Below are 3,839 nucleotides of genomic sequence, written 5' to 3' on the forward strand. Positions count from 1 at the left end.
GATGTGTATAAGAGACAGGTGGTGGGCCGGTCCGGGGCCGGGGCGGGCCGGGGCGGGGCGGGCCGGAGCTCCAGGCGCCGGTACAGGTAGTACGCGGCGCAGGCGCCCTCGCTGGAGACCATGGTGGCGCCCAGCGGGTTGCGCGGGGTGCACAGGGTGCCGAAGGCCTCGCACTCGTGGGGCTTGATCAGCCCCTGGAGCACCTCGCCGCTGCGGCAGGCGGCCGGCTCGCGGGTGGTGATGCCGGTGACGGAGAAGCGGTGCTCGGCGTCGTACGCGCGGAACCGCTCGGACAGCCGCCAGCCGCTGTCCGGGATGGTCCCGATGCCGCGCCAGGCCCGGTCGGTGACCTCGAAGACGTCCTTCAGCATGGCGAGCGCGGCCGGGTTGCCCTCGGGGCGGACGGCGCGCGGGTAGGCGTTCTCGACGGTGTGCTCGCCGCGTTCCAGCTGCCGTACGGCCCGCCGTACGCCTTCGAGGATGTCCAGCGGTTCGAAGCCGGTCACGACGATCGGGACGCGGTGGCGGGCCGCCAGGCCGGGGTATTCGGCGGTGCCCATGACGCTGCACACGTGCCCGGCGGCGAGGAAGCCCTGCACCCGGCAGCTGGGCGAGTTCATGATCGCCTCGATGGCCGGGGGGACCCGGACGTGGGAGACGAGCAGGCTGAAGTTGGTGATGCCGAGCTTCCTGGCCTGGTACACCGTCATGGCGTTGGGCGGGGCGGTGGTCTCGAAGCCGATGCCGAAGAAGACCACCTCCCGGTCGGGGTTCTGCCGGGCCACCTTGAGGGCGTCGAGGGGCGAGTACACCACGCGTACGTCACCGCCCTCGCCGCGCACCTGGAAGAGGTCGCGGCCGGTCCCGGGGACGCGGAGCATGTCCCCGAAGGAGCAGAAGATCACCTCGGGGCGGGAGGCGATCTCCAGGGCCTTGTCGATGACCTCCAGCGGGGTGACGCACACCGGACAGCCCGGGCCGTGGATCAACTCGACCTCTTCGGGGAGGAGTTGGTCGATGCCGTGCCGGATGATGGTGTGGGTCTGGCCGCCGCAGACCTCCATCAGCGCCCAGGGGCGGGTCACGGTGGAGTGGATGTCGTCCAGGAGCCTGCGGGCGAGGGCGGGGTCCTGGAACTCCTCGATGTATTTCACTGCCGCACTTCCTTCTCGTCGCCGAGCCGGGCCGCCTGCTCCCAGGGGTCACCGAACTCCTCCTGGAGCATGCCGAGTTCGGCGAAGAGGTCGAGGGTCTTGCGGGCCGACTCCTCGTCGAGCCGCTGGAGGGCGAAACCCACGTGCACGATGGCGTACTCGCCCACCCGGAGGTCCGGGAGGTACTCCAGGCACACCTCCTTCTGTACGCCGCCGAAGTCGACGGTGGCCATGCGGGTGCCGTCCTTCTCCCCGATCTCAAGCACTCTGCCGGGTACCGCCAGGCACATGGGCCTCTCCTTGTGGTGGGTGTTCCGTGGCGGCGGCTGCCGCCACCATGAGCTGGCCGAGCGCCAGGCCGCCGTCGTTGGGCGGCACCAGGTGCTGGCGCAGGACGGTGAAGCCCCGGGCGCGCAGGGTCCGGGCGCACGCGGAGGAGAGGAGGGCGTTGCAGAAGACCCCGCCGGTCAGGGCGACGGTGTCCAGGCCGTGCCGGGCGCGGGCGAGCTCGCAGAGGTCGGCGACCAGGGCGGCGACCGCCGCGTGGAAGCGGGCGGCGACGAGCGTACGGGCCGTGCCCGCCCGGACGTCGGCCGCCGCGGCTGCGAGGACGGGCGCCGGGTCGGCGGTCACCGGGCCGGTCGTGCCGGGCGGGGGGAGGCGCAGGCCGAAGGCGTAGGCGCGGCGGTCGGGGGGCGCCTGGAGTGCCGCGGCCTCCAGTTCGACGGCGGCCTGGGCCTCGTAGCCGGCGTGCTGGCAGATCCCCGCCAGGGAGGAGACGGCGTCGAAGAGCCGGCCCATGCTGGAGGTGGGAACACAGTTCAGCCCGCGCTCCAGCTGGGTCTCCAGTACCCGGAGTTCGCCGGGCGGGCAGGCCGCGGTACAGGGCAGGTCCGGGGTCCGGGCGAGGCCGGCGGCGCGCAGGTGGGACAGGGCCATGCGGTAGGGGCGGCGCACGGCGGCGTCCCCGCCCGGGAGCGGGACGTAGGCGAGGTGGGCGAAGCGGGTGTAGCCGGCGTAGTCCGCGAGGAGGACCTCCCCGCCCCATACGGCCCCGTCGTCCCCATACCCGGTGCCGTCGAAGGCGACGCCGATCACCCGGCCGGCGCCGTCGTGGCCGTGTTCGGCCAGGGCCGAGGCGATGTGCGCGTGGTGGTGCTGGACGCGGGCCCAGCGGCCGGAGCGGTAGCCGGGGTGCCGGTCGGCGGCGAGCAGGGCGGGGGCGACTCCGGTGAGGGCCGACAGCTGGCGCTGGGCGTGGGCGAAGGCCTCCTGGGTGGCGAGGTCGTCCATGTCGCCGATGTGGGCGGACGGCCAGGCGCGGCGGCCCTCGCCGAGGCAGAGGGAGTTCTTGAGGCAGAGGGAGTTCTTGAGGTCGCCCCCGGCGGCGAGGGTGGCGGGGACGGGCAGGGGGAGGGTGAGCGGCAGGGGGGCGTAGCCGCGCGAGCGCCGCAGGAGCAGGAGCTCGCCGTCGCAGACGCGGACCACGGAGTCGTCGCAGGGGACGTGGATGGGGCGGTCGTGGGTGAGCCAGGCGTCGGCCAGGTGGGCGAGGCGTGCCAGGGCCTCGTCGTCGTCGGTGACGATGGGTTCTCCGGAGAGGTTGCCGCTGGTCATGACGAGCAGGCGCGGGCCCGGGGGGTCGCCGGGCAGGCCGAGCAGCAGGTGGTGCACGGGGGTGTAAGGGAGCATCACGCCGAGGTCGGGGCTGCCGGGGGCGACGGCGTCGGCCAGGCCCGGCGCGGTGGCGGCCCGGCGGCGGAGCAGCACGATGGGACGGACGGCCCCGGTGAGCAGGTCCCGTTCCTCGGGGCCGGGTTCGGCGAGGCGCTCGACGTCCGTGAGGTCGCGGGCCATCAGGGCGAAGGGCTTGTCCCCGCGTTCCTTGCGGCTCCGCAGCGCGGCCACCGCCGCGGCGTTGCCGGCGTCGCAGGCGAGGTGGTAGCCGCCGAGGCCCTTCACCGCGAGGACGGCTCCTTCGGCCAGCAGCCGGCGGGCCCGCGCGACGGGGTCGGCGGTGGTCTCCGCGCGGGGCGGGCGGCCGGTGAGGAGCCTCAGGCGGGGGCCGCAGGCCGGGCAGGCGACGGGCTGGGCGTGGAAGCGGCGGTCGGCCGGGTCGGCGTACTCGCGGGCGCAGTCGGGGCACATCGGGAAGCGGGCCATGGTGGTGTGGGCGCGGTCGTAGGGCAGCCCGGTGACGATGGTGAAGCGCGGTCCGCAGTGGGTGCAGGTGATGAAGGGGTGGCGGTGGCGGCGGTCGGCCGGGTCCGCGAGTTCGGCGAGGCAGTCGGCGCAGGTGGCGGTGTCCGGGGAGACCAGGGTGCGGGACGGGCCGCCGGTGCGGGAGGCGATGATGGTGAAGCCGGCGCCGCCGGTGGCCGGTACCGGGCGGTGGTCGACGGTGTCGACGACCGCCAGGGGCGGGGCGTCGGCGGCGAGGCGGTCGCAGAACGCCGCCACCGCCGTCGGGGGGCCCTCGATCTCGGCGACCACGCCGTCGGGGGTGTTGGTGACGTGGCCGGCCAGGCCGAGGGTGGTGGCGCGGGTGTAGACGTACGGGCGGAAGCCGACGCCCTGGACCACGCCGCGGACCGTGACGCGGCGGCGTTCCGCGGCCTCCATCAGTGGTGCCCGGCGGGGGCCGCGGGGGCCGGGTCCGCGGGCTCCCCGGGGCCGTCCCCCAGC

3 protein-coding genes are annotated in these 3,839 nt (G+C 74.9%); all 3 read right to left on the bottom strand.

The genetic code is table 11. The features are described 5' to 3' along the window. A partial coding sequence (gene hypD / locus VR44_RS30125; RefSeq protein WP_245692507.1) for a hydrogenase formation protein HypD occupies positions 1-1,154 on the bottom strand: 1,154 nt, incomplete at its 3' end. Next, positions 1,151-1,444: a HypC/HybG/HupF family hydrogenase formation chaperone gene (locus tag VR44_RS30130; RefSeq protein WP_045950787.1), complete on the bottom strand. Its 294-nt coding sequence runs from the start codon at positions 1,442-1,444 to the stop codon at positions 1,151-1,153. The genes VR44_RS30130 and hypD, both read right to left, overlap by 4 nt. Then, positions 1,413-3,776: a carbamoyltransferase HypF gene (gene hypF, locus VR44_RS30135; protein WP_045950788.1), complete on the bottom strand. Its 2,364-nt coding sequence runs from the start codon at positions 3,774-3,776 to the stop codon at positions 1,413-1,415. The genes VR44_RS30130 and hypF overlap by 32 nt, the downstream gene beginning before the upstream one ends. Positions 3,777-3,839: the final 63 nt, after the last annotated feature.

This window comes from Streptomyces katrae (assembly GCF_000966975.1).
GTDB classification, from domain to species: Bacteria; Actinomycetota; Actinomycetes; order Streptomycetales; family Streptomycetaceae; genus Streptomyces; species Streptomyces katrae.